Source organism: Comamonas sp. B21-038 (assembly GCF_022387135.1).
GTDB lineage: Bacteria > Pseudomonadota > Gammaproteobacteria > Burkholderiales > Burkholderiaceae_C > Comamonas > Comamonas sediminis.
Genome location: NZ_CP092462.1, coordinates 2,443,538 through 2,466,996, shown reverse-complemented (window position 1 = coordinate 2,466,996; position 23,459 = coordinate 2,443,538). Strand labels below are relative to the sequence as shown.

Sequence of the window (23,459 nt, the reverse complement as noted above, 5' to 3'; positions counted from 1 at the left end):
ACCCAGTTGCGAGTGGTGGTCACCGCGCCTCCTGGTAGCGGCGGCAGCAATCCGATCGCGGAACAATTGCTGTCTGGCTGGGTGCAGGCATGTTGGCGACGCTGCTAGGCGGGATGGGCTTGGTCGCGCGCGAGGTGCAGCGGCGCCGGGCCATTCTGCATTGCAGGGGCCTTGTGCCGAGATTTTTGGATAAGCAGAGGAGGAGGTAGTGCAGGAGGGCAGGGTGACGAGACCCTAGAGCAGGGCTGGCTTGGCAGCGGCGGCTAGGTAAGCGGTTTGCCTTTTCGACGCTTGTACCATCACTCGCCCTCAAGAGCATGTTCCCTGGCAGTGACAAGGCCAGTTAAAAAACGGATGGCTTTTTCCAAGTCATCACGCTTGACCAAATGAGGCGCGGGTGTCCCAACTGTTACTGGTTTCGAGCGATGAACCACATCTCCACGGCGGCTGATGAGTTGATCCAGCGTCTTTTTTGCTAGCGCAGTATCGTAGGGAAGCCATTTCCATCCTGCGGTCACATCGGCCTGCAAGTGAGTCAGGCTTCAGTTATATCCCGCACTTCTGCCTCAGCCGGCAGCGGCACCCGCAACTCCACCATCGTCCGCCCCCCTCGCGACCCCACCGACAGTTGCGCGCCCAGGCGCTGCGCCCGGGCCTGCATGCTGCGCAGGCCGGTGCCGTGCGTGGGGGTGTTGGCTGCCTGGGCCGCAGGCAGACCTACGCCGTTGTCTTGCACCTGCAGCAGCAGCTGGCCGGCCTCACGGGCCAGCACCACGTCCACGCGTCTGGCCTGGCTGTGTTTGAAGGCGTTGGTCAGGGCCTCCTGCAGAATCCGCAGCACCTCCAGGCTGGCGCTGGTGGGCAGGTGCAGTTGCTCGATATGGCTCAGCTGCCAGTGCACCTCGATACCATGCACCTCGAAGAGCTGGCTCATGCGGTGGCGCATGGGGGCGAGCAGCTCGCCCAGCGACAGCTCGCCATAGTGCTGGGCAGAGGCCAGGTCGATGATCAGCCGCAGGTCATCGCGCATGCCTCGGAGCATGCCCAGCACCTGGTCGGGCGGTAGCGGCCCGCGTGTGCGTTCCAAGGTGGTGATATTGCCGATCAGCATGCCGCCCAGGCCATCGTGCAAGTCATGGGCGATGTTGACCCGCTCGCCCAGCCGGGCCTGCAGCAGCTCCAGCTCATGGCGGCCAGCCAGCGATTCGGTCAGCTCGGCGCGGGCCTCGGCCACATGGTGCTGCATCTCGTCGTTGAAGCTCTCGACGCGCCGGGTGTTCTGGACAAAGGTCCAGGCCAGGGTCAGCGCAATGCCCACCGTGGCCAGGGGCTCCGTGTAGGTGGCCAGGTAAAAGTTGTCGTCCACGATGCGGGTGAAGACAAGCAGGTCATGCGCCATCGCCAGGGCGCTGGCCAGTGCCGTGAGCGACAGCAGGCGCTGCGCCTGGTTGCCGTTGCGCCAGGCCAGGCCGACAAATACGCCAGCGGTGGTGAACAGCAGGGCCGACGAGGCCCAGGCCATCACGTTGCGCATGTCTCGAAGCTGCGCCTCGGGCACCAGCAAGGTGGCGGCCGACAGCACGGCGATGGCCAGCCACATGCCCGCTTCGCGCCTGGGCCAGCGGCGGCCCATGAAGCGCAGCACAAACATGGCATTGCAGCCGTGGTAGAGCACATAGGCAACCGACACCATGGCCGCATAGGTGTTGAGGTTGTGGAAGGGCCAGGGCGTAGCGCTGACAAAGTTCACGGTAAAGCCCACCCAGGCGGCCTGGCGTGCGGCATACCAGCCATAGGCGGCCTCTTGCCGGCGCATCAGCCACAGCACCAGGAAGAAGCAGCCCAAGGTTGCCCCCACGCCCAGGTGCAGCCAGTTGAGGTTGTGCCGTACCAGGTAGCTGTGCTGCTGCGCCGTGCGCAGCAGCTCCGGTGGGCCGATCTCGACCGGGCCCAGCGCAGGCTGGTAGGCGTAGTAGCCGCTCACGCGGATCAGCAGCTCATTGCTGCCGCTGTGCAGCAGGGGCGCCGGCAGCACCAGGTAGCGTGGTGTGTTCCAGGCGCGGGTCATCGGCTCGGTGAGCTGCGGGTCGCGCTGCAACTCGACGCCGTTGACCGCAATGACCCCGGCTTGCATCAGGTAGTGGATGTAAAGGCCCTGGGTCTGCGGCTCGCCGGCAATGTCCCAGCGCAGCCGGTACCAGACGACACCGCTGTAGCCAGGCCATTGCTGGTTCCAGTCGTTGGGCACCTTCACCGGCACCCAGCCGGTAGCGGGTGGCTGCTGGGCATCCCAGTCCGAGCGCGCAGCCTCGGCCGTGCCCGGCCAGGGTTGGGCCTGGGCCTGCGCGGGCAGCGCCAGGCACAGCGCCGCCAGGCAGATCAGTGCAGCAAGCCATGCTCGCGCGCACGCCGCAAGGCCTGCGTGCGCGAGCTCACCGCCAATTTGTCGTAGATATGCCGGATATGGGTGTCTATGGTCCATCGGGATAGGTGCAGGCATTCGGCGATTTCGCGGTTGCTCATGCCGGCGGCGACATGGTCCAGGATCTGCCGCTCGCGCTCGGTCAGGGCCTCGCGCAGCGCGGGGTCGGGTGGCTGCGACGGGGTGGCGGGGCGGCCAGCCGGGCGGCCCACCAGGTCGAGAATGCGCCGGGCAATGAAGGGGTCGATGGGCGCACCGCCCTTGAGCACATTGCGCACCGACAGCGCAATCTCCAGGTCGTCGCGCTCCTTGAGCACATAGCCGTTGGCGCCTGCGCGCAGCGCGCCCAGGATCATTTCCTCGGTGCTCCAGGCCGACACCACCAGAATCGGCAGCTGGGGGTTGCGCGCACGCAGCCAGCCAATCAGGTCGATGCCATTGCCATCGGGCAGGCCCAGGTCGATCAGCGCCATCACCAGCGGCTGCAGGCCGCCGTCAGGCGCGGTCACCCATCGCTGGCATTCGGCCAGCGAGCCGGCCCCGAGCAGCTGCTCGCGCCCCACGCCCACCGAGCCCAGCACTTCGCCCAGCCGGGCCAGCATGTCCGGATCGTCATCAACCAGCAGTACGGGGAGGGGGGAAACAGCCATCGCTACATTTTGACGCAAAGCGGATGGTCTGCCATCACGCATTTACGGTAAATGGGCGGGTTGCCGCTGCATGGTATTGCCAGAGCAGACGGAGAGGGCCAGCCGACGCCCGCTACGGCCGTTTGTTGACGGTGCACAGCTGACGCTCGCAAGGCACGCCGTCGTTGTCGCCGTCCATCTGGGTATCAGGGCAGTTCTGCAGGAAAAAGGTGGCCTCCTGGCAGGAGGTCATTTGCGAGCACCGGGTGCGGCCGTCGCACTTGAACAGCGGGTGGGCAGCGCTGGGGCGCGGGGTATCCGGCTCGGAGAGCACAGGCTCGGAATCGCCCTGCAGCGACGCCGCCTGCTGATGCGCATAGCGGCTGTACACCGCCCATGCGGCCAATGCAATCAGCAGACAGATGACGGGCCTGAACACGGTCTCCCCTTCGTTGAGTGTTAGTGAGTGTAACTACTCTAGCCCAAGTGCTGTGCACGCTGGGGAGGGGGAAGCCCTTGAACTTGGTGGGCATCCGTTGCCGGGCCTGCGGCAGCGCCATGGCTGCCGCGATCACGGGCGTTGCTTGGCGCCTCTCTTACTGCGGGCCAAAAAAGCCATCAGCGCACGTTCGGCCGCATGCAATCCCGAGCTGCCCCGCAGCTTGCCGGCGTACGCGTCGCAACGGGCCCCCGCTTCGGGGCCTTCGCACACCTCCATCACCAGCGGGTGGATGTAGAACTTGCGGCAGACGGAGACCGTGTTGCCCAGGTGCTGGGCCACCTGCTTGACGATGTCGGGCGCGGTCAGCGGCGTATCACTGCTGCGCGACTGCAAGGCCAGCGACAGTGCCAGCACGCTGGCATGCCAGGTGCGAAAGTCCTTGGCGCTGAAATCTTCCCCTGCAATCTCGTGCAGGTAGGCGTTGACATGCTCGGAGCGCAGCTGCTTGCGCTGGCCGTCGTCATCGAGGTACTGGAACAGGCGCTGGCCCGGCAAGTCCTGGCAGCGCCGCACGATGCGGGCCACGCGGGGGTCTTCGAGCTCCACGCGCTGCTCCACGCCGCTCTTGCCTTTGAAGGCCAGCTGTATGCGCGATGACCGCATCTTCACATGGCGGTTGCGCAGGGTCGTCAGCCCAAACGATCCGTTCTCGCGCGCATAGCTGTCGTTGCCAATACGCAGTGCGGTGGTGTCCAGCAGCCGGACCACGGCGGCCGACACCGAGGTCTGCGTGGTATCTCCGGCTTTCAGGTCGCGCTGAATGCGCCGGCGGATCAGCCCCAGCTTGGCCGCAAAGGCCGCCATGCGGTCGAACTTGGTCTGCTTGCGTTGCTCTTGCCACAGCGGGTGGTAGCGGTACTGCTTGCGCCCCCGTGCATCGCGGCCGGTGGCCTGCAGATGGCCTTGCGGATCCGGACAGATCCAGACATCGGTGTAGGCGGGCGGTATCACCAGCTTGCGGATGCGATCGAGGTGACCGGCGTTGCGAATCACCTGACCACGCTGGTTCTTGTAGACAAAGCCATCCCCCTGCGGGATGCGCTGCCACCCCGGAGTTGCGTCCGTCACATAGGCCAGCGGCCTGGGGAGTTTGACCATGGGTATGCCTTTGTGCCTTCGCGGTGGGGGTGATGCGCTGAGATTAGCGGGCGCCGATGCGCGGCGCTGTCAGAGCGCAGCTTGCGACGGCGGGTCGTTTGCTCGCATTTGTGTTTCGGACGGAGCCGGGCGCTGGGCCTGCCGGTGCAGCGCTGCAGCCAGGCCGCATGCGGTGCAAGCGCCACAGGCCGGATGCACGGGTGTGTAAGCGCAGGACTGTCGTTCTTGTAGTCCACGCCCTGGCTGATAGTTTTTGCCCCATAAATATGAATATTCAATTTTCCAAAGAAAAACAAGGAAAACCAAATGTCAACGCATGCGGATGACCAGAAGGACCCGGGGGTGAGGCTGACGGCATTGAGAGAAGAGGGCGCCGAGTTGCTGGCTCGCAGGCCGGTGCCCGGCAGCAGCGACCATGCACGTCTGGCCTGGATCGACGCCGAGATCGCCGAGGTGACGCAGCGGCTGCCGCGCGGTGGCATCCAGCCTGCAGCGCACGATCGGATGCCTCCAGGCTGTGCCGGCTAGAAATCCCCATACAGCCGTCGCTCATGAGGGTGGATGCGGGCCGGGCTGCGCGGCAATGCGTCTTTGAAAAGCGGCAGGCACCGTACAACGCCCCGGCGGGGAGCTTGCCGCCCTCCGGCCACTGCAAGCGGCACATCCCGATGGTGGCCGGGGCGCAGGTCTGCCGCTTTCCCTCGGCGCGCTGGCATGTCCCTTCACGCCGCGCTTGCGCTCAGCAGGGCTGCCAGCAATGCCAACGCGGCATTCAGATCGTCCCAACTGGCGGCACCCAGGCAGATGCGCAAGCCGCTCGCACTGTCACTGGGTCTGAGCACCATGCTGTCGGGCGGTGTCAGTTGCACGCCCCTTGCCGCTGCTGCCGCCACCAGGGCCTGGGCAGCGTCGCGTGGCATCGGCAGCCAGACGTTGTAGGCATCCGGGTGCGCGACCAGGCCGCTCGAACCCAGCAGTGAGACGGCCAGCTGGGTGCGGCGCTGCGCCTCATGGCGCAAGTCTTGCTGGATCGACGCCACGGCGCCAGAGGCCAGCCAGTCATCGACCACGGCACAGGACAGCGCGGATGGCGCCATCGGCATCTCGGCCAGCAGCGCCTGCGCGGCGGGGCAGTGGCTTGCGGGCAAGGCCAGCATGCCGATCTGCAGCCCCGGGCCCAGCGATTTGGAGAGCCCGTTCACATGCAGGCAGATGTCGGGCGCCAGGGCCGCGATGGGCGGCAAGCCAGGAGACGAGGCCGCGTACACGCCGTCTTCAATGATCCAGGCCCCTGCCTCGCGGCAGATATCGGCAATGGCCTGCCGCCGCCCGATCCCCATCGAGGCGGTGGTCGGATTGTGGAGCGTCGGCGTCACGTACACCACGGGCTGGGGATGGCGCTTGCGCCTTGCAAGTGCTTGAGCAAGTGCCTCGGGCACCATCCCCTCGGCATCGATCTCCACCCCTTGCGCCCGGTATCCCTTGCGCCGCATCAGCGCGATGGCACCGGGGTAGGTGATCCTTTCGGTCAGGACCAGGCCCTGCCGGTCACACACCAGGTCGAAAGCGAGCGCCAATGCCTGGCGGGCGCCGCTGGTCAGAAACAGATGCGCGGGTTCCACGTTCAGACCCAGCAGGCTCAGCCAGTGGGCGAGTACGCGGCGGTGTTCATCATGGCCGCCCGCCGGTGCATACAGATTGATGTGGTCTGCGTCGATCCTGCGCGCAATTGCCACCAACGTGCGCGCCAGAAGGCGCGCGCCCAGCGCTGCCGGCGGCGCGTTGCTGGACAGATCGATATGCCGATGGCCATGGGCCTGCTGGATCGCCACGAAGGTGCCCCGTCCCTGAACGCTGCGCGTCAGGCCGCGTCGCTCCAGCAGTGCGTAGGCCTTGGTCACGCTCCCCAAGCCGATCTGCAGGGTCCTGGCGAGGTCCCGGTGGGCTGGCAGCCGATCGCCTGCGGCCAGCCGCCCTTCAACAATGTCATCGGCCAAAGCCAGCGCCAGTTGTTCGGCCACGGTGGCCCCTTTGCTGGCCAGATGGGGAATCCAGGGGGATGCAAGCAGCACGGGATCGCCTCCAGAAAAATATTAGTGTCACGTTACACTATTTAATTTATCCAATAGTGTAACGTGCAGGTTGGTGCTTGCAGAGAGCAGTTGTCGTTGTGAAAAGCGCCCCGGCGCTGGTGCCGGGAAGGCCTGGAGGGCGGTATGTTCAGTCACATTACGGTCGGTGCACGGGAGCTGGAGCGAAGTGGCCGCTTCTATGACGCGTTGCTCACCCCGTTGGGGCTGGCGCGCAGAATGGTCACGCCCGATGGCGGGCCTGCCGCGCTGTGCTGGGCCGCGGCAGATGCCAGCTTGCCGCGCTTTTACGTCTACCGCCCCTTCAATGGCGCATTGGCAAGCGCTGGCAACGGCAGCATGGTGGCCTTTCTTGCACCGTCCATCGAGGCGGTGCATGCCGCCTATGCCGGGGGCCTGCAGCACGGCGGCGGGGATGACGGTGCCCCCGGGCCGCGCCCCCGCTATGGCGCGGGCTATTACGGCGCCTACCTGCGCGATCCGGACGGCAACAAGCTGCATATCGTCCATCGCGCCGACCTGCTGCCCCGGCGCATGGAGCGCACGCCCGCCAAGGACTCGCTGCCATGACCGCAAGCCAGATCGCCCTGGTCTATGGCACCTACCTGATCGCCACCGCCAGCCCTGGGCCCAGCAACATGGCCATCATGGCCAGGGCCATGCGCAGCGGACGGCGGCCTGCGCTGGTCCTGGCCGCAGGGGTCGTCACCGGCTCGCTCTTTTGGGCGATCCTGGCGGCGACCGGCGTTTCGGCGGTGCTGACCGCCTATGCACAGGCGCTGGTGGCGCTCAAGATCGCGGGCGGCCTCTATCTGCTGTGGCTGGCCTCTCGCGCAGCCAAGTCCGCGATGAAGCGGGGCCACGATGCCGGTGGGATGGCCCTTGCGGACGAGCAGCCACGCTATCGGTCCCTCTACCGGCAGGGCGTGCTGATGCACATCGGCAACCCCAAGGCCATTTTGTCCTGGGTGGCCATCATGTCGCTGGGCCTGCGCGAGCAGTCCCCTGCCCAGGGGCCGCTGATGGTGGTGGGCGGCTGTGTACTCCTGGGCATTCTGGTGTTCGGTGGCTATGCCATCCTCTTCTCGACCCCGGCAATGGTGGCGCTGTATGCACGTTTGCGCCGAGGGATCGAGGGCGTTCTCTCGCTGGTGTTTGCGGTGGCCGGCCTGAGGCTGCTGGCCATGCGCGGCGGATGAAGCGCCGCCAGCCTCAGCGCCGACCATTTCATCAGAAGGGACCTCTCCATGGCTTTGGCTATCCATATCGTCGACGTTTTCGGCGCCGGCCCCTGCTCGGGCAATCCTCTGGCCGTTGTCTCCGGCGCCGAGGGGTTGGACAGGGCTGAGATGCTGCGCTTGACGCGCTGGCTCCACTTTTCCGAGACTGCCTTCGTGTTTGCGCCTACCGATGCGCAGGCCGACTACCGGGTCAGAATTTTCACGCTGGACAGAGAGATGCCGTTTGCAGGCCACCCGACGCTTGGCAGCTGCCACATGTGGCTGGCGGCCCACCCCGAGCGCGCGCAGCAGGCGCAGATCGTGCAGGAATGCGGCGCAGGGCTGGTGAGGATTCGCCGCGACGGCGAGCGGCTGGCATTCGCAGCGCCGCCGCTGGCCCGCTTTGGCCCACCGACGCCGGCAGAGCGCGACCAGGCGCGGCAATTACTAGGTTTGGACGACAGCGACATTCTGGATGCCGCCTGGATCGACAACGGCCCCGGCTGGCTGGGGCTCAGGCTGGCGTCGGCGGAGAAAGTGCGGTCGATCGATCCCGCCAGGCGATGGCCGACCCGCATGGACATCGGCGTCATCGGCCCGCACCACGGCGCAAGCGGCTCCGGTTTTGAAGTCCGTGCCTTTTTTACCGACCATCTCGGCGCCATCGTTGAAGACCCCGTGACAGGAAGCCTCAACGGCGCATTTGCGCAATGGCTGTTCGGTACCGGTCTCATCGGTGACGACTATGTGGCCACCCAGGGCGCCTGCCTGGGCCGGCAAGGCCGCATTTACCTGGCCCGCGACGATGCCCAGCAGGTGTGGGTCGGCGGAGAAACACGCACCCATGTGGCGGGCGCGTTGCGCGGCCATTGACAGCATAGAAGGATCTCGGTCATGACAACCAGCTTGCAGAATGCATCCGTTCCCACCCCGCCCGGTGATGGCCCGGGCAGCCCGGCTTCGGCGATCAGCACCTTGAGGATGCTGGTGCGCTACAAGCGTTGGGCCAATGGGCTGACATTCGACAGTGTGCGCGAGCTCCCTGAAGGGGAGGCTTTGCGCCAGCGGCCCACGCGCTTTGGCAACATGGTGCACACCTTGAACCATGTCTATGTCGTCGACGATATCTTCCGCCACCATCTGCTGGGAAAAAAGCACGGCTACACGTCGCGCAATACCGATGGCACGCCCGCCGTGGACGCTTTATGGGCGTCTGTCCAGGAGATGGATGCCTGGTATATCGATCTGGTCGACAGCTGGTCGAATGACGATCTGGCGAAGGTCGTCCGTTTTGAGTTCGTCGGCGGTGGACAAGGCGCGATGACCCGCGAACAGATCGTTCTGCATGTCGTCAACCACGGCACCTACCACCGTGGCTTTGTCGGCGACATGATGTACCAGGTGCCGTTCATGCCACCGTCGAACGATCTGCCGGTCTTCATCCGCGACCATGTCCAGGGGCGGTACTGACACCGTCAGCTGCGGCGCCTGAAGAAGCTGCCCACACCCGCCAAGCCCATCAACGAGGACAGTGCCAGCAGGCCCAGGAGGCTGGTGGCAGGCACAGGCGTTGGTGCTGCCACGGGCGGCACCGTGGCTGGGGTGTCGGTATCCGTCGCCGAATCATTGGAAGGATCGGGATCGGGGTTGGTATTGATGGCGCTGGCGCTGGTGCCATCGGCCTGCACCGTGGCGGTATTGACGAGATCGCCGCTGAAACTGGCGGGTACCGACAGCGTCAAGGTGTAGGTGGCGGTGGCGTCCTTGGGCAGCGTGATGGTGTCTGCAATGCCGCCGCTGCCGCTTGCGGTACAGCTGCCGCCGGACGAGGCGGTGCATGACCAGGTGGCTGCAGTGACGCCCGCTGGCAGCGCATCGGTCACCTGGGCACCGGTCGCGGTGAAGGGGCCATTGTTGGTCACCGTGATCGTATACACCACATTGGTTCCCGGCCTGTAGGTGGTCTGGTTGTTGGTTTTGGTGATGGCCAGATCGGCCGGGAAACGAATCGGAGCGTCGGGGCAATTGGCACCGTCATTGCTTCCAGAGCCGGGCGAACCTGAAATCAGGGTCTTGGCGCCGGTCAGCAGATTGATCTGGTAAAAGCCGCTGCCGTTGTTGGCAGAGCCAAACATCCCATTGGTTGCGCCGAACTGTGCCCCGAGTACGCCACCGGTATTATCAGCGGTGCCCAAGGCCGTTACCGTGCCGTCCCCCACGTTAATGGCGTAGAGCTGCCCGGTATCCGACACCGAATACAGCCCGCCCGAGGCGCCGCCCACCCACGCCAGGTCGGACGTGGTGAATGCGAGGCTGAGGTTGATGGCGGTGGCGGTATTTGCCGCCGTGTCGATGGCATATACCACTTGGGTATTGCCCAGGGGTTTCACGTAGTAAACCCCATTGCTGCCCACGGTACCCGAGTTATAAACCGGCGTTGCAGGCAGGCCGGTGACGGCCCCGGTATCCGTGACCACGCCGGTTGTCTGATTGATGGCCAGCAGGTGGTTGCCGTTGCTGTCCGTGCGCATCGCGTAGAGCGTGCCGTTGCTCGCCGAATAACCCAATGCGTTGTATCCCTCTGCGGCGGTCGTGCCAATGTCGGTAAAGACCAGCGGATTGGCCTCGGTTGACACGCCATTGAGCTTGGTGGGGGAGCCCTGGGACAGAAACAGTTTTCCATCACAAGCGGACTGCGCCATGGCGAAGGCGGGCGCTATCAAACCAAGCGCCAAGATCATTTTCCTGGCTTTGTGGCTGCCGCGCTGTACGGCGATTGAACGAGAAATCATCGGTGTACCTACATCAGATGTGAACGGAACGGACCAGGCAAAACGCAAACCATGGTATGCGCTCGGAAATATTATCCGCACCCGCCGTGTAAATGCTTTCTTCGTGGTGGTTTCACCACAAAGTCTCGGTATTTAAAATCCAGCTTTAAGGGTTATCGAGTGGGTTGGAGAGGGGTGTCAGTGAAAAAACAAAGATATTTAATAAATAGCAAAAAATTAATAAAAAACTAGCGAGTTTTAAACAGTCATTTTGTATTTCTATAATCGTATTAAATGATTGCATATCGCTGCTTCGGTATTTAAACTTCGGCGCATCGGTTAACTTTGAATCACGCCATGAACGCATTTTTGGATCGCTCGCTCCCATCGCCGCTCAGGATCCGCAGTCCTCTGGTGCAGTCACTGGTGCTCGTAGGGCTGTTGGGTGCCCAAAGTGCCTGGGCGGCCACCTGGAATATCAACTTCACGCCCAAGCAAACCACCGGCACACCTTCCCAGCCGGTGTTCAGTTGGACACCGCCAGACAGCGCCACCTTATTTGGCACCACGGTGGAATGCACCGATGGCACCATCACGCCGAGCTCGAGTGTCTATGGCCTGGAAGCCGCGCCTTACCGCCGTGCGTTTGTTCAATTCAGCCAGATCTACGCGTCGCCTTCGAGCGCAGCAGTGACCGTCACACCGGATACGCCCGGCGGAACCGCCAACTGCGCGCTGTCGCCGATCCCGACAAGCTTTAATCCCGGCTCGGGAGAAGGGCCTGCGTACGACGTCAATGCCAGCATCCGTGATGGCTGGGTGTCTGGGATCTTTGCGAATGAGGATCCAGCCGGCTGGCAGCTGGCTTATTCGGCGGGCACTAATTTCGGCTCCAACACCATCTTCTTGAACGACCCGTATACCGGCAACGGCATTGGAACCGGGCTGGAATCGGGCCCGATCACCGACAGTGCGCCGGTAACGACGAACCTGTTCATGAATGGCAAGACCACGTCTGCGACGGTCGAGTACGCGCTGACGCAGCCGCAACCGACGGACACCACCATCACGTTCACGGTGCAAGCCGATCCGCAGTCGTATGACACGGTCTATGATCCGGAGGCGCTGGGTTATCAACAGCCCGCATACACGACGCCCAAGACGATCACGGTGACGATTCCTGCGGGTGCCACCTCGGTTCAAGTGCCGATTCCCGATATCTTGCCGGGCTCGCAGGTCACCGTGACTCCGGTGAGCCATGATGGTTTCAATATCGTGAACAGCCCGGTGCTCATCAAGACCACGCCACTGCCCGTCGCCACGTCAATGGACCCTTCAACCTTGGTCAATCTGGTGCCCCCGGGTACTGCCGGTGTCTATACCCAGACCTCTGCGACCAACGCCGTTGATTTCAAGGTGGTACTGGACAAGCCGGTGGTCCAACCGCCCGATCCTGAGCCCAAACCTGCCACCCCGGTGCCGGCGCTGAATGCAGCGGGCCTGGGTCTGCTGGGGCTGTTGATGGCAGGCGCCGCCGCTCTACGCAGCCGTGCAGTGCGCAGGCGTTGAGCTTGCCATCAGCATGACGTTCACCAGCGGCAGGCGACCGCATGCCGCTTTTTCACCCTCTGACCATGACCACCAGCCTGCTGCGCGCCAAGACACTGCTTTCGCATTGTTTGCTGATTCCTGTAGACCACATCGAAGACGACGCAGAGGTGGGCGATTTGCGCGATGTCGACAGCCTCATGTTCGAGGGCATCGTGATCGAGATTGAAAACACCATCGGCACCGAGGTGGATGTGATGGACCTGTTGCAGCTGCGAACCGTGCGCGACGTCGCCAAGCTTTTGGATGGGCAATCCCTGAGCCTGCCGGGCTGAGCGCTGCGCGGGGCCTGATGAATCCATCCGATATCTGCAATGAGCTTTACCGCCTCGCGCGTACGCAGCCAGGCGAGACTTTGCTGGACCACCACAGCGGCCGCAGGATATGGGTCGTGCAGAACCAGCAAGACGCCCAGTGGATTCTCAAAGCCCATGCGGGTAACTGGCCCAAGCACATGGCCTGGATGCGCCAGACGCTGGGGCCATCGCGCATGTCGGAAAACGGCAGAGGCTGGATGGTGCGGCGCTCATTGACGCAGCCGCATTTCAACCACTACGACGCGGAAAAAACCGCCGATGCCGCGCGCCGCGCGCTCAGGCAGACGCTGCCTGCATTGATTGCGCACACGGCCAGCGGCCCCTTGCCTGATGCGCTGCTGCGTACGATGACGCTGCAGGTGCTGTCGGAAGTGCTTTTTGACATCGACTTTCGCCAGACCGGTGTGGACCCGCAGCATCTGTTTGAGCTTTTGGAGCTGAGCGCGCAATATGCGTTCGTACCTGCCGGTGATCTTGCAGGCGACACGCGGCGCCGGCACCTGCGCCTGCTGAATGCGGCCAAGGCGCAGCTCATGCAGGACTTGCGGATTTTCCGCAGCGCCGAATACGCATCCAAGCCGGTGATCCGGGAGATGCTCGCTGCCGAGGCCGCAAGCCGCCACCTGCCCGATCGCTTCGTCCTGGAGCAGGAGCTGATCACGCTGCTGGCAGCGGGCTCGGAGACCAGCGCCAGCACCTTCGGCTGGGCCTGCCACTTGCTGGCCCAGCATCCGCAAGTGCAGGAACAGCTGCGCGATGAAGCAAGCCGGCCAGCGGCGGGATCGGCCTTGCTTGACGCATTCCTCAGCGAAACCATGCGCCTGTTTCCTGCGAACCCGATCCTGGCACGGTACGCGCTGGGCGAGGACAGGCTGAGCGCAGGAGCAGTGCTGCCCGGTGATGTGGCGCTCGTGTCATTGGTGGGGCTGCAGACGCAGGCAGGCACCGGCCAGAGGCCCTGGCAGCTTGCACTGTCAACCTCTCGATCCGCTGAGAGGACCGAGCGGAGCTTTGGCACCGCATTCGGCCTCGGTGAGCGCGTCTGCGGAGGCAGGCTCTTTGCCATCACTGAAATGCGCACGCTGGTGCAGGAGCTGCTGCTGAGCGCGCGCTTGCAGCCCATCGCCCACGAGCCGCCCGACCAGCCGCTCGATATGCAATGGTGTTCCCTGATGGTTCGGCGTGGTGGACACCGTCTTCGTATACAAGCTTGGTAATTCTTTATGGCTCCTCACCTTCAGCCTCTTTCTGCAGACCAGCATCTGGGTCTCGGCCTGCGTTCCTCGGCGGACTGGGCGTTTTGCAGGACGCTGGATGCCGTACCGATTGCGCTGCCGGAGTTTGCCGACCTGGCGGGCTGGCATCCCATCGTTTTTTCCGCAGGGAGCGTGCCGGTGCCGATGGCAGTGCTGGGAGCGCAGCAGGGGAGCAATGACTATCTGGACTGCTGCGGCCACTGGCCTGCGTACCTGCAGCCCGCGACCGTGCTCAAGCTCCATCCGTTCTCCTTGGCGCTGAATGCATCAGACAGCCAGCGCGCTGTCGTGCTGGTCGATGTGCAGGACAAGCGGCTTGTGCCGCTGGAAGAAGATGAGGAGGCGCAGCCCCTGTTCACCTTTGACGGCCAGCCATCGCCCACGCTGGCGTCGATCACCCAACGGCTCTCGGCCCATGCATCCGCGTTGAAGGAGGCCGCTGCGCTGGGGAAGGCGCTGCAGCAGAGGGGCCTGTTGGTGCAGATGCATGCCGACATCCGCGCGCCCGACGGGACGAGCCACCGGACCCGGAGCTTTCGGAGCGTCGATGGCTCCAAGTTCCGCCAGTTGCCCACGGCGGAGCTGGACCGGTGGTTTCGCCGGGGCTGGACCGATGCCATCGCACTGCATCTGGCTAGTCTGCAGCGCTGGGTCCAGCTGTTCGAGAGGCAACACGCGCGCATCGCCGCGTCCGCCTGCGCATCCCATGCCGCCGATTGACCCGGGCGCAGCCGCCCCGCCAGCTTCCAGCCTGGCCCAGGCGCTTGCGCACGCTGCGGCGGGCACGCAGGGGCTGCGGATCTTCAACGGGCAGGGCGAGCTGGAGACGCAGGCCAGCTACCGCGAGCTGCTGCTGCAAGCGCGTGCGCGGGCCACGCAACTGCGCGGCCTGGCCAGAAGGGGCCCGGTCCCCACCGTGGTGGGCTTGATTGCGCAGACGCACTGGCCGTTTCTGGTGAACTTCATGGCCTGCCAGTGGGCGGGCATGTTGCCGTGCCCGCTGCCCCCGCCGTCAGTGGGTCAGGGGATCGGTCCCTATGCCCGGCGCATCCGCGCCATGCTGGCCGCTGTTCAGGCCAGCGCTTTGTTGCTCGATGACCTGCACAGCCCGTTGCAGAGCCATTTCAGCGCGCTGGAGACGCCAGAAACCACCGAACTGCCCGTGGTGCCGGTCTGCGCGCTGCCACCTGCCGATGAGACCGCCGCGTTGCAGCCGCTCCAACCCGATGAAGGCGCCTATATCCAGTTTTCGTCGGGGACCACCAGCGCTCCCAAAGGCATAGAGATTTCGCAACGGGCGATATGCAACAACCTGAACAGCATTCTGCATGGCGGCCTGCGCATCCAAGCGGGCGATCGCGCCTTTTCCTGGCTGCCGCTCTACCATGACATGGGACTGGTTGGCTTCTTTCTGGCGCCGGTCATGGGCGGCGTTCCGCTGGACCTGCTGCCTGCGCAGGCCTTTGCACGCCGGCCCCAACTGTGGCCCAGGCTCATGGCGCAGCTGCAAAGCACGGTCTGCTTTGCGCCCAGCTTTGCCTGGCGGCTCGCCGCCGACAGAACCACGCCCCACGAAGCCGCTGAGCTGCAGCTGCGTCTGCGGGTCGCAGGCGTCGGCGGCGATGTTGTGCGGACCGATGACCTGAACCGCTTTGCCGCGCGATTTGCCGCCAGCGGCTTTGCGCCCGGGCAATTTCAGCCTTCGTATGGCCTGGCAGAGGCCACGCTGGCCGTGTGCATGGGGCCGGTGCATGTCGATGAGGAAGGCCGCCTTGCGTGCGGCCGGCCTTTGCCGGGCTGGCAGGTCCGGGTTGTCGATGACAGCGGCGCCAGCGTGCCCGCGTTGCAGACCGGGCGTATTCAGATACAGGGCAATGCCTTGATGACCGGTTACTGGCAGGGCGGCCAGCGGCAGCCGGTGGCGCCAGGTGACTGGTTCCAGACCGATGACCTGGGCTATCTGGCGCGCTCTGGCGCGTTGGTGGTGACCGGCAGGCAGCAGTCACTGCTGGTGCTGCGCGGACGCAATGTGCAGGCCGAGGCCATCGAGACCGCAGTCGGCGCTGCGTTGCAACTGCCCCATGGCACGGTGATGGCGTTCCAGGATGCCACGGCTGCCTCATCGGCTTCGTCGGCCTCGGGGCTGACAGTGCTGGTCGAGTGTGCGCTGCAGGACGAGGCGATGCGCGAGCAGTGCCGGTCCATCGCCCGCAAGGCCGTGTTCATTGCCTGCGGCAATGCAGCGGACGTCCGTCTGGTGCCGCCCCGCACGGTGAAGCTGACCACCTCGGGAAAGGTGGCCAGGCGCAGCACCATTGACCAATTGGCGAGAGCCCATGACTGATCGCGCTTCTTCCTCTGCCACCTCCGCTGCGCCTGCCGGGCTGCTGCCCCGGCTTGTCCGTCTGCAGCGCACGGACCCACCCCGAGACTGGTCCTGGCTCGGCCCTGAGGCCCGCGCCAGTCTGGGTACGGTGATCCCGCTCACCGGGGGCGAGCAGATGCCCGCCATCCTGGCCCGTGCGAATGTACAAGCCTGGGCGGTCGAGGTGGCCGGTCAATGGCAGGGCGTCTACCTGTGCGCCGACAACGTCCAGCACCGGGTGACGCGCGTGGCCTGGGCTGCACTGCCGGGCGCTGCCGGGCTGGCGCTGCTGGAGCGCAGCTTTGCGCAGCTGACCGACCAACTGCTGTCGGGCGGTAGCGAGAAAGTGACGGTTCAGTTGTTGGCCAGCGCATGCAGGCGGCTGTGGCCGTTGCTGCGGCGCAATACGCGGTTCTTTCTGGAGGGGCGGCTGCGCCAGCAATGGCAGCCCGGCCTGCAACGGTATGAAGATCTGTTCATCCTCTCGGCGCTTGCACAAGCCGACATGCGGCCGCAACGCGGCAGCTTGTGGTTGAGCGAGCCTGCCAGAGCGTCGGGGCAGCGCTTTTTTGGCCGTTGGGCTGCGTTGCCCCCCAGCGCACCGCTGGCCGAATCGACGGCGCGCGGCAGCACGCTGATCGACACTCCGCCTTACCAGTTGCGCACCCTGGGTGCCAAGGATGTCAATGACCGGCTGGTGGAGTTTCTCAATGCCCCAGAGCTTGCCGCCAGCATGAACCTGCCGCGCTTTCGCTTCACGCTGGCAAGCGCCCGTGCGCTGCTCGCCAGCTTTGACCGCCACCTGCACCAGTTCATTGGCATCTTCCGGCAGGAAACGGCAGAACTCATCGGTTTCTACACGGTGTCGGTCAACGAGGCTGCGCGGCACGCCCATCTCGCGCTCGGAATCCATCCTGCGCAAGCGGCAGCCTCGCACACCATGGTGGACACCATCACCCCGCTGACGGACAGCTATTTTCAGCGCTTCGCGATAGAGAAGATCACCGGCAACGTGCTGGTCTCCAACCGAAGGATGCTGCTGACCCTGGCGCACAACTACACGTTCCTGCTGGAGGCCGTGCTGCGCCAGGAATGCGTGGTCGGCGGCAGCCGGCAGGATGTGGTGGTCTTCTCCACGTTCCGGGACCGGTCCCTGCGCCCGCAACGCGGCAGTTTCTCGCCCGGCCGCGAGCAGGAGTGACTGGGTCCGGTGCCAGGTGGGCGATGCACCTGGCATCACCAGACCCCAAGGAGTGACAGCTGCGGTCAGGTAGGGCGGTCGGCCTGGGGCCGGCCGCCCCATTGCTTCGCGGCCCTGGCTCCAGCGCAGCGCTGCAGCGAACACGCAGATCCCGCCCCGCCTGGTGCGGCCGGCCCGTCAGCGCAGCAGACGTGGCCGGCGATGCACGGCAGATTATCAAAGCGGGCGGTGTGGGAATGCGGGTTGGCATTTACCGGATGGATGCGGCTGAGAGAGACGATAGAAAAATAGGTTTTTGCAGCTTAATCAAATTATTTTAAATTTAAGCAAACAATAATATGCAAATGATCTGCTAGATTTGTCATTGCTTCTTGGTTTCAGCCAGATCTATAGAAATTATTAACCAGGAACTGGTCGGTGGCCAGCGCCTGGTTGGGCCGATGGCGTGTGGCAGGCGGGGTGTCCGGTCCAGCAATGGCTGCTGCCCTTGCAGAGCGCGTTCCGGACTGCGCTGACAAGGCGCTTGCCATCAAGGAAAGCCTGCCACAGAGGGCCCTGGTGTTCGTGATTTGTGCTGTGCTGAATAATCAATAAACAGTATCTATGAATACCAGAATCTGGGTGGCGGATAGGCCGCTCAAAGATATATTGCCTTTGCATCTGTGGCGTATGCTCGCCCGCCACGACATTACTACGCTGGAGCAGCTGGAATCCCTCTATCCAGAGAAACTATGGAGAATGCACTATGTCGGGAAAATCAGCTTCCGGCAACTGGAGCAGTATCTGTTCCCGGGCAAGCACTATGAGCCCGCGGCACCGGAGTCCCCCGAGCGGCGGGTGCTGGAAGATGGCTCGCTCGACGGATTGGTCTCCGCGCGGGTGCTGCGCACGCTCAGAAGAAACGGAATCGATACCGTGCGGCAGCTGCGGGCGGCCTACCCCGAGCGCCTGAAACAATTGTCCGGATTCGGGAGAACGGCCATGCAGGAGGTAGAGGGCGCTTTTCAGGTGCTGACGCCGGCCGAGCCCAGGACGCGTAACTGATCCTGGTCTCCGTTCCGTTGTCGCAGCCGGAGAGGGCGGGTTCGGGGGGCGATCCCCAGCACTGCATCGCAGAAGCCCGTCGCTGGCAGCCCGCTCCAGGCCCTGTATTTCCACGCTGAATGCGCCTGTCGCTGCCCGCGCCTGCCGTGAGCGGCGCACGGCTTGCCCATCAGCAGTTCCCCTTTTTGGCCTGGCCGGGCGGACAACCATGGGGATGCGGTTTTTTGCCGGCGTCGTCATAGTAGCCGTCGCTGTAGACCGCACAACCGCTGAGCATCCAGGCCAGCGCAGCGAGTGAGAAAAGCTTTTTCATAGAACTACCTGAAGTGATCAGAGGTTGAGTTTATAAGGTTGGCTCCGTGTGGCGGTAAATCATTGTTTCGCCATTGCTTTGCGGCGAAGCAGTCCGGACCGCTGACAGCCAGCCATACCGCCCGTGCGACGACGGTGGCGTTGCGCATCCGCTGCCATTGCGGGCGCGGTGGCGGCCATCCTCAGGATGGGCCGAAGCAAGGACCGCAAATTCCGAATTGTGCTGCGGTGTGCAAACCCGTCCAATAGCACCCTATGGCGTTGCGCTGCAAGCCCGCTGGCTGGGTGGCGACCGCCGGGGGGCTGCCGCGTTGTCTTGCTGCCATGGGCCCCGCTGCACGACACGCCTGGTGTACCACGGACCGGTGTGCGGCCCCTGTAGTGAGGGCTGTGCAAAGGGCTGCCTCAAGGTTTGGAATGAATGATCTGCTTTTCCACGGGTTGCTGACCGCTACCTTCGTTGTTGCCGGAATCGTCAAGGGCGTCACCGGCATGGGGCTGCCTACGGTGGCCATGGGGCTGCTGGGCATGGTCATGCCCCCGGCGATGGCGGCGTCGCTGTTGGTCATGCCTTCGCTGGTGACCAATGTCTGGCAGCTCTTTTCCGGCGGCGCTGTGGGAGGGCTCGTGCGGCGCCTATGGCCGATGCTGGTGGCCATTGTGTTCGGTACCGTGGGTGGCTCCGCGCTGCTGGTGTACATCGACCCCGCCTGGTCAGGCCTGGCGCTCGGTTCGGCGTTGGTCGTCTACGCGCTGTATGCATTGTGGGCACCGGCGCTGTCCGTGCCGCGCGGAACCGAACCATGGCTGTCCCCGGCCGTGGGGCTTGTCACAGGGCTGGTGACGGGCGCCACCGGTGTCTTTGTGGTGCCTGCCGTCCCGTACCTGGGCGCGCTGGGACTGCCAAAGAACGAGCTGGTGCAAGCACTAGGGCTGTCGTTTACCGTGTCGACCCTGGCCCTTGCGGCAGGCTTGCTGCTGAATGACGTGTTTCGCGTCCACCAGCTGGGCCTGTCGGCGCTGAGCGTGCTGCCTGCGTTGGCGGGGATGTGGCTGGGCACCCGCATAAGAGCGCGTATCAGCCCCAGACGTTTTCGGCAGTGCTTCCTTCTTTTCCTGGTCGTATTGGGACTGGAGCTTGCTGCGAGGCCCTTCTTCTGAGGCCAGGCGGGCTATGCCAGCTGGCAGACGCCTTCAACTCCCAGGCTGACGCGCGCGCCAATGGCTGGCCGGTGTGGCCGCTGTCCCACACTGCAAGCAGACCGCTCCGGCAGAGACAGCGGGCTGTGGATCGCAGAATAGCTAAAGATGCTTTTTCCCAGCCGCAACGGCGGCGGAGCATGCTGTAACGATGGAAGCCATGATCACCTATCTGTATGTAGAGGATGACGAAGACATCCGCGAAGGCTTTATGGCCGTCATGGAAGCGCCGCACCGCAAGATCGTTGGCGTGGCCGATGCGGAAGCTGCACTCGCGCTCGATGGCCACGAACGCTTTGATGTGCTGGTGACCGATGTGAGCCTGCCGGGTATGTCAGGCAGCGATCTGGCCCGGCAGTGGCTGGTAAATGACAGCCAACGCCATGTGCTGCTGATATCCGGCTATGAGTTCAAGCAGGGTCTGACCAATATCGGCACCAACGTGCGGGCCCTGCTCAAAAGCTGCGAGCCCGAGGACCTGGAAGCGATGTTGACGAACATCGAGACGCTGCTGGCCGCCCAGCGCCAATAGGTGCTAACGGACCGCCCACGCGTGTCCTCCGCAGTCAGGCGCGCGGGTTGTCGCTCAATGACTTGATCAGCGCCACCAGTTTCTGAGGCTGCAGCGGCTTGGCCATATGGACATCAAAGCCCGCGGCAAGCGCAGCCTGCCGGTCCTCTTCGCGGCCAAAGGCCGTCAACGCAATCGCCGGAACGCGGGAAAAGCGGTCTTGCGCAGCGCGTATATGGCGCATCAGCGCATAACCGTCCTTGCCGGGCAGGCCGATGTCACTGACCACGATGTCGGCTTGCGACGATTGCAGCGACGCCAGCGCGCTGTCAAAGTCTCCTGCGAGCGCAACGCTGGCGCCACGCTCCTGCAGGATCAGCACCAGCAGATTGGCGACTTCCGCATCGTCTTCAACGACGAGGATGCGGATGCCGCCCAGTTCATCCTGCCCGCCATCCTGGGCAGAGCCCGCAGATTCGTGCTTGGGCAGCTCCTTCGGGGCGCCATGGCCCAGCGGCAGCGTCACCGTCACCAAGGTACCCAGACCCAGGCCTTCGCTGGCCACCGTGATGGTGCCGGCATGCAGATCGACCAGGTGCTTGACGATGGGCATGCCCAGGCCCAGGCCGCTGGCAGGGCGGCTGCCGGGGCTGGCAGCCTGGGTGAATTTTTCGAATATGCGCTCCAGAAAGGCCGCTTCGATGCCCTTGCCATGGTCGCGCACGCTGAGTACCAGCTGCGTGTCCTGCACGGCCAGCGCCACCTCGAGCAGGCCTGCATCCTGCGAGAACTTCACGGCATTGCTCAGGATGTTCCAGAACACCTGCTGGAACCGCGCCGGATCGACCAGTGCCTTGCGGCCCTGGGTGTCCATCGCCACATGCAGCACCAGCTTCTTGGCATCGATCGCCGCCTTCAGCGAGTCAAGCGAGGAGGTGATCAGTGCCGCCGGATCCACCCATTCCCGCTCCAACGTCAGTTTGCCGGAATTGATGCGCGAGACGTCGAGGATATCGCTGATGATGCGCGCCTGCGTGCTGGCATTGCGCTTGATCGCGTCCAGGTTTTTCGCGAACTCAGGCGGCGGTGATTTGCGCAGCACCTGGTGCACATTCATCATGATGGCGCTCAGCGGGTTGCGCAGCTCATGCGACAGCACGGCGACAAAGTCATCCTTGGAGCGGCTGTAGCGCTCCGCGGTGGCGCGCGCCGCCTGCTCACGCTCGAGCAGCTGTTTGCGCTCGAGCTCCAGCTGGATGCGGTTGGAGACGTTGGCCACGGCGGCCACGCGCAGCTCGCCGTTGACGCGAGCGGCCATGCTCCACTCCACATGCAGCGCTTGGCCGGTGGCGTCCAGCAGCACCACTTCCTCGCGCCACAGGGCCTGGCTGCTTTGGGGGGCGCACATCGCCTCGATGCGGGCCTGATGACTGGGTGCGGCAAAGGCCGATACCGGACGGCCCAACACCTCTGCGGCGCTGCGGCCCAGCATCTCCAGCATGGCCGGGTTGGCATCCACAAAGCACCCGTCGTCGTCGATCAACGCAATGCCGCTCTGGGCCTGCTCGTAGATCGAGCGGAACTTGGCTTCGCTGCGGTGCACCCGCACTTCGGCCATTCTGGCACGTACCAGTGCCTGGATGGTCGCCACCAGCATCGCCGGCTCGGCCGGGTGGGTCAGGTAGGCATCGGCGCCGGCGTTCAGGCCTGCGACCTTGTCGGTGTCCGCGACAAAGGCCGCAGACAGATGCACGATCGGCAGCGACATGGTCTGCTCCCGATCCCGCATCATCGCGCAGACTTCGAAACCGCCGATGTCAGGCAGGTGGACATCCAGCACGACGGCGGAGATATCACCGAGCGACAGATCCAGGGCTTCCTGTCCGGTGCCTGCTTCGACCGTCTTGAAGCCGGCCGCCCGCAGGGCGCGGGCAGTGGCATAGCAAGTCGCAGGGTTGTCATCGACCACCAGCACCGTGTGCTTCGAGCGGTCGATGCTGACATTGAGCCGGGCTGAGACAGAGGGCATGGCGCTTAGGAGGGTGAGCTTTCATCAAAAACATGCGCGGACGCAGGCGCCACGCTGATCGGGATCGTGACATAGAAAGTCGAGCCCTTGTGCGCTTCGCTCTCCAATGCTACTTCGCCGCCCAGCAGTTCGGCAAGCCGCTTGCTCAGCGACAGGCCCAGACCTGTGCCGCGCAGCCGTTTCTGGATCGGGGAGTCGATCTGGGAATAGTCCTGGAAGATCGCGTGGTGGAACTCCGGGGCAATCCCGATGCCCGTGTCGGCCACGGCAAACTGCACGGCCTGGTCCGACACCCGCTTCGCGCTGACGCGGATCTCGCCGTGCTGGGTGAATTTCAACGCGTTGCTGATGAAATTGCGCAGGATCTGTGCGAGCTTGCGGTCGTCCGAGAACAGCTTGGGCACGCCATGCGGCTCTTCAAAGATCAGCACCACGTCGGGATTGGTGATCACCGGTTTGAACATGCCGCGCAGCGCGGAGAACACATCGACCATCTCGAACCAGCCCGGCGACACCTCGATGCGGCCGGCCTCCACCTTGGCCAGGTCCAGCAGGTCGTTGACCATGTCGGCAAACTCGGCCGATGTGGTCTGGATGAAACGCACCTGCTTTTCCTGCTCGTCGGTGAGCGGGCCGTCCACCCGGTCCTGCAGAATGCGCGCAATGCTCTGTATCGCGCCGATCGGTGTGCGGAATTCGTGGCTCATATAGGCCAGAAAACGGCTTTTCAACTCGGTCGCCTGGCGCAGGTTCTCGGCCTGGGCATCGAGTTCGGCGTAGAGCGCCAACACGCCGCGGTTGGTCTCGTCGAGCTCGGCACGCAGGGCCTCCAGCTCGGCCTGGGTGGCGGCCAGCGTCCGGGCCATCTCGTCCGCGGGCATCGG

25 protein-coding genes are annotated in these 23,459 nt (G+C 64.3%); 15 read left to right on the top strand and 10 right to left on the bottom strand.

Translation table 11 applies throughout. The annotated features are described in order from the left end of the window. Positions 1–299 precede the first annotated feature (299 nt). The 5 genes from MJ205_RS11240 to MJ205_RS11220 all read right to left on the bottom strand — a co-directional run bounded on the left by MJ205_RS11240 (position 300) and on the right by MJ205_RS11220 (position 4,651). Entirely contained in the window at positions 300–518 is a 219-nt protein-coding gene (locus MJ205_RS11240; RefSeq protein ID WP_239812520.1) for a HEPN domain-containing protein, read from the bottom strand. Between the two features lie 17 nt (positions 519–535). Beyond that, positions 536–2,482, bottom strand: a complete 1,947-nt coding sequence (locus tag MJ205_RS11235) for a sensor histidine kinase (protein WP_239812519.1) — start codon at positions 2,480–2,482, stop codon at positions 536–538. Continuing rightward, complete coding sequence (locus tag MJ205_RS11230) at positions 2,380–3,072, bottom strand: LuxR C-terminal-related transcriptional regulator (protein ID WP_239812518.1); 693 nt, start codon at positions 3,070–3,072, stop codon at positions 2,380–2,382. Before MJ205_RS11230 ends, MJ205_RS11235 begins: the two co-directional genes overlap by 103 nt. 112 nt (positions 3,073–3,184) lie before the next feature. Then, positions 3,185–3,490, bottom strand: a complete 306-nt coding sequence (locus MJ205_RS11225) for an excalibur calcium-binding domain-containing protein (protein ID WP_239812517.1) — start codon at positions 3,488–3,490, stop codon at positions 3,185–3,187. Positions 3,491–3,622: 132 nt separating this feature from the next. Further along, positions 3,623–4,651: a DNA topoisomerase IB gene (locus MJ205_RS11220; protein WP_239812516.1), complete on the bottom strand. Its 1,029-nt coding sequence runs from the start codon at positions 4,649–4,651 to the stop codon at positions 3,623–3,625. Positions 4,652–4,957: 306 nt separating this feature from the next. Here MJ205_RS11220 and MJ205_RS11215 point away from each other — a divergent pair, with 306 nt between their 5' ends. Further along, positions 4,958–5,179, top strand: a complete 222-nt coding sequence (locus tag MJ205_RS11215) for a hypothetical protein (protein ID WP_239812515.1) — start codon at positions 4,958–4,960, stop codon at positions 5,177–5,179. A 194-nt stretch (positions 5,180–5,373) separates the two neighbouring features. On the opposite strand, the gene MJ205_RS11210 is transcribed toward MJ205_RS11215, so the two are convergent. After that, a complete protein-coding gene (locus MJ205_RS11210) occupies positions 5,374–6,723 on the bottom strand; it encodes an aminotransferase-like domain-containing protein (protein ID WP_239812514.1) in 1,350 nt (449 codons plus the stop codon). Positions 6,724–6,867: 144 nt separating this feature from the next. Between MJ205_RS11210 and MJ205_RS11205 the strand changes: the two genes are divergently transcribed. Genes MJ205_RS11205 through MJ205_RS11190 form a run of 4 tightly spaced genes read left to right on the top strand, consistent with a single transcriptional unit; the run spans position 6,868 to position 9,431 of the window. Then, positions 6,868–7,311, top strand: coding sequence for a VOC family protein (locus MJ205_RS11205; protein ID WP_239812513.1), 444 nt, complete (start codon positions 6,868–6,870; stop codon positions 7,309–7,311). Next, complete coding sequence (locus MJ205_RS11200; RefSeq protein ID WP_239812512.1) at positions 7,308–7,940, top strand: LysE family translocator; 633 nt, start codon at positions 7,308–7,310, stop codon at positions 7,938–7,940. Before MJ205_RS11205 ends, MJ205_RS11200 begins: the two co-directional genes overlap by 4 nt. 48 nt (positions 7,941–7,988) lie before the next feature. Beyond that, positions 7,989–8,834: a PhzF family phenazine biosynthesis protein gene (locus MJ205_RS11195; RefSeq protein WP_239812511.1), complete on the top strand. Its 846-nt coding sequence runs from the start codon at positions 7,989–7,991 to the stop codon at positions 8,832–8,834. A 21-nt stretch (positions 8,835–8,855) separates the two neighbouring features. Further along, positions 8,856–9,431: a DinB family protein gene (locus MJ205_RS11190; RefSeq protein ID WP_239812510.1), complete on the top strand. Its 576-nt coding sequence runs from the start codon at positions 8,856–8,858 to the stop codon at positions 9,429–9,431. A 5-nt stretch (positions 9,432–9,436) separates the two neighbouring features. On the opposite strand, the gene MJ205_RS11185 is transcribed toward MJ205_RS11190, so the two are convergent. Further along, positions 9,437–10,663 carry a DUF11 domain-containing protein gene (locus MJ205_RS11185; RefSeq protein ID WP_239812509.1) on the bottom strand — a complete coding sequence of 409 codons (1,227 nt, stop codon included), beginning with the start codon at positions 10,661–10,663 and terminating at the stop codon, positions 9,437–9,439. Between MJ205_RS11185 and MJ205_RS11180 the strand changes: the two genes are divergently transcribed. The 8 genes from MJ205_RS11180 (at position 10,662) to MJ205_RS11145 (ending at position 18,523) form a co-directional block, all read left to right on the top strand. After that, a complete protein-coding gene (locus tag MJ205_RS11180; protein ID WP_239812508.1) occupies positions 10,662–10,889 on the top strand; it encodes a hypothetical protein in 228 nt (75 codons plus the stop codon). The two genes, MJ205_RS11185 and MJ205_RS11180, sit on opposite strands and share 2 nt — an antisense overlap. A gap of 200 nt (positions 10,890–11,089) precedes the next feature. Then, the gene (locus MJ205_RS11175; protein WP_239812507.1) at positions 11,090–12,301 is read left to right on the top strand and encodes a hypothetical protein; all 1,212 of its coding nucleotides are present in this window, start codon (positions 11,090–11,092) and stop codon (positions 12,299–12,301) included. A 65-nt stretch (positions 12,302–12,366) separates the two neighbouring features. Continuing rightward, positions 12,367–12,615 carry an acyl carrier protein gene (locus tag MJ205_RS11170; protein WP_239812506.1) on the top strand — a complete coding sequence of 83 codons (249 nt, stop codon included), beginning with the start codon at positions 12,367–12,369 and terminating at the stop codon, positions 12,613–12,615. A 17-nt stretch (positions 12,616–12,632) separates the two neighbouring features. Continuing rightward, on the top strand, positions 12,633–13,874 hold the full coding sequence (locus MJ205_RS11165; protein ID WP_239812505.1) for a cytochrome P450: 1,242 nt from the start codon (positions 12,633–12,635) through the stop codon (positions 13,872–13,874). Between the two features lie 6 nt (positions 13,875–13,880). Then, positions 13,881–14,633 carry a SapC family protein gene (locus MJ205_RS11160; protein WP_239812504.1) on the top strand — a complete coding sequence of 251 codons (753 nt, stop codon included), beginning with the start codon at positions 13,881–13,883 and terminating at the stop codon, positions 14,631–14,633. Next, complete coding sequence (locus MJ205_RS11155; RefSeq protein WP_239812503.1) at positions 14,620–16,257, top strand: AMP-binding protein; 1,638 nt, start codon at positions 14,620–14,622, stop codon at positions 16,255–16,257. The genes MJ205_RS11160 and MJ205_RS11155 overlap by 14 nt, the downstream gene beginning before the upstream one ends. Beyond that, positions 16,250–17,479, top strand: a complete 1,230-nt coding sequence (locus MJ205_RS11150) for a GNAT family protein (RefSeq protein WP_239812502.1) — start codon at positions 16,250–16,252, stop codon at positions 17,477–17,479. The genes MJ205_RS11155 and MJ205_RS11150 overlap by 8 nt, the downstream gene beginning before the upstream one ends. Positions 17,480–18,082: 603 nt before the next feature. Continuing rightward, entirely contained in the window at positions 18,083–18,523 is a 441-nt protein-coding gene (locus tag MJ205_RS11145) for a DNA-directed RNA polymerase subunit alpha C-terminal domain-containing protein (RefSeq protein WP_239812501.1), read from the top strand. 169 nt (positions 18,524–18,692) lie between these two features. Here the strand turns inward: MJ205_RS11145 and MJ205_RS11140 are convergent, their stop codons facing one another. Continuing rightward, positions 18,693–18,836 (bottom strand): hypothetical protein, encoded by a 144-nt coding sequence (locus MJ205_RS11140; protein WP_239812500.1) that lies wholly within the window; start codon positions 18,834–18,836, stop codon positions 18,693–18,695. Between the two features lie 416 nt (positions 18,837–19,252). On the opposite strand from MJ205_RS11140, the gene MJ205_RS11135 reads away from it, so the two are divergent. Both MJ205_RS11135 and MJ205_RS11130 read left to right on the top strand, forming a co-directional pair. Then, on the top strand, positions 19,253–19,996 hold the full coding sequence (locus MJ205_RS11135; protein WP_239812499.1) for a sulfite exporter TauE/SafE family protein: 744 nt from the start codon (positions 19,253–19,255) through the stop codon (positions 19,994–19,996). A gap of 199 nt (positions 19,997–20,195) precedes the next feature. Beyond that, a complete protein-coding gene (locus tag MJ205_RS11130) occupies positions 20,196–20,567 on the top strand; it encodes a response regulator (protein WP_239812498.1) in 372 nt (123 codons plus the stop codon). Positions 20,568–20,601: 34 nt separating this feature from the next. Here the strand turns inward: MJ205_RS11130 and MJ205_RS11125 are convergent, their stop codons facing one another. After that, a complete protein-coding gene (locus MJ205_RS11125; protein ID WP_239812497.1) occupies positions 20,602–22,575 on the bottom strand; it encodes a response regulator in 1,974 nt (657 codons plus the stop codon). Between the two features lie 5 nt (positions 22,576–22,580). Next, the gene (locus tag MJ205_RS11120; RefSeq protein WP_239812724.1) at positions 22,581–23,456 is read right to left on the bottom strand and encodes a sensor histidine kinase; all 876 of its coding nucleotides are present in this window, start codon (positions 23,454–23,456) and stop codon (positions 22,581–22,583) included. Positions 23,457–23,459 lie beyond the last annotated feature (3 nt).

Bases quoted from the DNA above. Each gene is read 5' to 3' on its own strand.
- MJ205_RS11215 (WP_239812515.1), top strand. From the start codon at position 4,958: ATGTCAACGCATGCGGATGACCAGAAGGACCCGGGGGTGAGGCTGACG.
- MJ205_RS11190 (WP_239812510.1), top strand. From the start codon at position 8,856: ATGACAACCAGCTTGCAGAATGCATCCGTTCCCACCCCGCCCGGTGAT.
- MJ205_RS11165 (WP_239812505.1), top strand. From the start codon at position 12,633: ATGAATCCATCCGATATCTGCAATGAGCTTTACCGCCTCGCGCGTACG.
- MJ205_RS11205 (WP_239812513.1), top strand. From the start codon at position 6,868: ATGTTCAGTCACATTACGGTCGGTGCACGGGAGCTGGAGCGAAGTGGC.
- MJ205_RS11235 (WP_239812519.1), bottom strand. From the start codon at position 2,482: ATGGACCATAGACACCCATATCCGGCATATCTACGACAAATTGGCGGT.
- MJ205_RS11230 (WP_239812518.1), bottom strand. From the start codon at position 3,072: ATGGCTGTTTCCCCCCTCCCCGTACTGCTGGTTGATGACGATCCGGAC.
- MJ205_RS11200 (WP_239812512.1), top strand. From the start codon at position 7,308: ATGACCGCAAGCCAGATCGCCCTGGTCTATGGCACCTACCTGATCGCC.
- MJ205_RS11175 (WP_239812507.1), top strand. From the start codon at position 11,090: ATGAACGCATTTTTGGATCGCTCGCTCCCATCGCCGCTCAGGATCCGC.
- MJ205_RS11195 (WP_239812511.1), top strand. From the start codon at position 7,989: ATGGCTTTGGCTATCCATATCGTCGACGTTTTCGGCGCCGGCCCCTGC.
- MJ205_RS11125 (WP_239812497.1), bottom strand. From the start codon at position 22,575: ATGCCCTCTGTCTCAGCCCGGCTCAATGTCAGCATCGACCGCTCGAAG.
- MJ205_RS11145 (WP_239812501.1), top strand. From the start codon at position 18,083: ATGAATACCAGAATCTGGGTGGCGGATAGGCCGCTCAAAGATATATTG.
- MJ205_RS11160 (WP_239812504.1), top strand. From the start codon at position 13,881: ATGGCTCCTCACCTTCAGCCTCTTTCTGCAGACCAGCATCTGGGTCTC.
- MJ205_RS11140 (WP_239812500.1), bottom strand. From the start codon at position 18,836: ATGAAAAAGCTTTTCTCACTCGCTGCGCTGGCCTGGATGCTCAGCGGT.
- MJ205_RS11155 (WP_239812503.1), top strand. From the start codon at position 14,620: ATGCCGCCGATTGACCCGGGCGCAGCCGCCCCGCCAGCTTCCAGCCTG.
- MJ205_RS11150 (WP_239812502.1), top strand. From the start codon at position 16,250: ATGACTGATCGCGCTTCTTCCTCTGCCACCTCCGCTGCGCCTGCCGGG.
- MJ205_RS11180 (WP_239812508.1), top strand. From the start codon at position 10,662: ATGGCGAAGGCGGGCGCTATCAAACCAAGCGCCAAGATCATTTTCCTG.
- MJ205_RS11135 (WP_239812499.1), top strand. From the start codon at position 19,253: ATGAATGATCTGCTTTTCCACGGGTTGCTGACCGCTACCTTCGTTGTT.
- MJ205_RS11170 (WP_239812506.1), top strand. From the start codon at position 12,367: ATGACCACCAGCCTGCTGCGCGCCAAGACACTGCTTTCGCATTGTTTG.
- MJ205_RS11130 (WP_239812498.1), top strand. From the start codon at position 20,196: ATGATCACCTATCTGTATGTAGAGGATGACGAAGACATCCGCGAAGGC.
- MJ205_RS11220 (WP_239812516.1), bottom strand. From the start codon at position 4,651: ATGGTCAAACTCCCCAGGCCGCTGGCCTATGTGACGGACGCAACTCCG.
- MJ205_RS11185 (WP_239812509.1), bottom strand. From the start codon at position 10,663: ATGGCGCAGTCCGCTTGTGATGGAAAACTGTTTCTGTCCCAGGGCTCC.
- MJ205_RS11120 (WP_239812724.1), bottom strand. From the start codon at position 23,456: ATGCCCGCGGACGAGATGGCCCGGACGCTGGCCGCCACCCAGGCCGAG.